Annotated in this window: 2 protein-coding genes and 1 pseudogene; all 3 read right to left on the bottom strand. The window is 47.3% G+C overall.

Annotation, left to right across the window (positions count from 1 at the left end; all coding sequences use genetic code 11):
* Nucleotides 1–645, bottom strand: a 645-nt coding sequence (locus tag ASC50_RS06470; protein WP_262482209.1) for a phosphate acyltransferase, incomplete at its 3' end; no start/stop codon positions are given.
* 64 nt (nt 646–709) lie between these two features.
* Nucleotides 710–1,438, bottom strand: a complete 729-nt coding sequence (locus ASC50_RS06475; RefSeq protein ID WP_055431548.1) for a zinc ribbon domain-containing protein — start codon at nt 1,436–1,438, stop codon at nt 710–712.
* 355 nt (nt 1,439–1,793) lie between these two features.
* Nucleotides 1,794–1,953, bottom strand: a pseudogene (locus ASC50_RS07570) (Nif3-like dinuclear metal center hexameric protein); the annotation flags it as partial.

Below are 1,953 nucleotides of genomic sequence, written 5' to 3' on the forward strand. Positions count from 1 at the left end.
GTCTTTGGTAGAGAAGCTCAACATGGCCACGCGCGGTTCGATACCTGCCAGACACTGTGCTGTACGTGCGGTGGCAACAGCTATCTCAGCCAATTCCGGTGCGGTGGGGTTGGGCATCACGGCGCAATCGGCGAACACGAGCAGCCCGTCTTCGCCAAATGTTTTGTCTTTGAGAAACACAAAAAATGCGCCACTCACGACCCTGATGCCCGGTTTGGTCTTCACCACTTGCAATGCCGAGCGCAACACATCGCCCGTAGTGCTGCGTGCACCGGCAATTTCGCCATCGGCATCGCCATTTTTAATCATCAAGCAGCCGCAATAGAGCGGGTCTGTAGCCAATTCGCGCGCCTCCTCGATGGTCATGCCCTTGCTTTTGCGCAATTCTGCCAACAGTTGGGCATATTGCTCTTTTTTGGGATGATTGGTGGGGTCAATCATCTCTGCTTCGGCAATGTGCTGAAGCCCAAACTGCTTAGCCAAAGCCTTGATTTCCACCGGATTGCCCAGCAGAATAATGCTTGCCACCCCATCGGCAATAAGTCGGTCGGCAGCGTGCAACGTACGCGGCTCAGTGCCCTCAGGCAGCACAATGCGCTGCTTGTTAGCCTTAGCCCGAACAATAATATCTTGCAATAAATTCATAACAAATGCTTTTTGTTTCAGCCGACAAAGATACAACAACTTTCCGGATGAAGCATACCGCAAATTAGAACAGTGCTTTGCCGGACACTTCTTCTGCCAATGCGGGGTCGATGATGATGCGACCACAGTGTTCGCAGACGATGGTTTTTTTGCGCAGTTTGATGTCTAACTGTCGTTGGGGTGGAATTTTGTTGAAGCATCCACCACAGGCATCGCGTTGGATGTACACCACTCCCAAACCGTTTCTTGCACTTTTGCGGATGCGTTTGAAAGCCGCCATCAACCGCGGCTCGATGGTGTCTTCGAGTTTGATTGACTGTTCGCGCAACTGTTCTTCCTGAATTTTTGTTTCGGAAATGATGGCGTTGAGTTCTGCTTTTTTTGCCTTCAAATCCACTTGTCGTTCGGCATACAAACCCTTGCAGCGAGTGATTTCTTCCGTCAAATCGTTCAATTTCTCCGTATATTCGCGGATTTTCTTTTCTGCCAATTCCACTTCAAGTCCTTGAAACTCAATCTCTTTCGAGAGATTGTCGTATTCGCGGTTGTTGCGCACCTCATCAATTTGCGCTTGAAAGCGGTCTATCAATTTGGTGGCATCGGTAATTTTGATTTTGTTTTGACCGATTGCCGTTTCCAGCTCCTTGACGTTTGTTTGGAAGTTCTCGACACGCGTTTTCAACATCGCCACCTCATCGCTCAAATCTTCCACTTCAAACGGCAATTCGCCGCGGAGCGTTTTGATTTTATCAATTTCTGTCAAAATCAATTGAAGTTGATACAGATTTTTCATCCGCTGGTCGATGCTCAAATCAGCGTTGTCCGTAGCATCTGCTTTCGCCGCCGCAGGTTTCGCCGAAGCCTTTGCTGCGGGCTTTGCAGGTGTTTTTGCTGCAGGCTTTGCCGGTGCTTTTGCTGCAGGTTTTGCCGCTGCTGATGCTTTTGCCGCAGGCTTTGCAGGAGTTTTTGCTGCAGGCTTTGCAGGAGCTTTTGCCGCAGGTTTTGCCGATGCTGATGCTTTTGCATCAGTTTTCGCAGGAGCTTTTGCCGCAGGTTTTGCGGGCGTCGCCTTTGCAGGAGTTTTTTTTGCTTCTTCTTTCGTTTCTTTCGTTGCCATATCTATTGTATTATTTTTAATATTTAATTCTTCACATATAATTCACAGGATTTGTGTCCACATTTGAAAAATGAACGGCAAAATTAGTTATTTTTTTTGATAAAATTTCAAAAAAAAGTTCTTTTGTGCAAATTTCGGATTCATAATGCCCTAAAACAGCCAAAAGCAGGTGATTTTCCACATCATAATAA

It is taken from the genome of Candidatus Symbiothrix dinenymphae, from assembly GCF_001431085.1.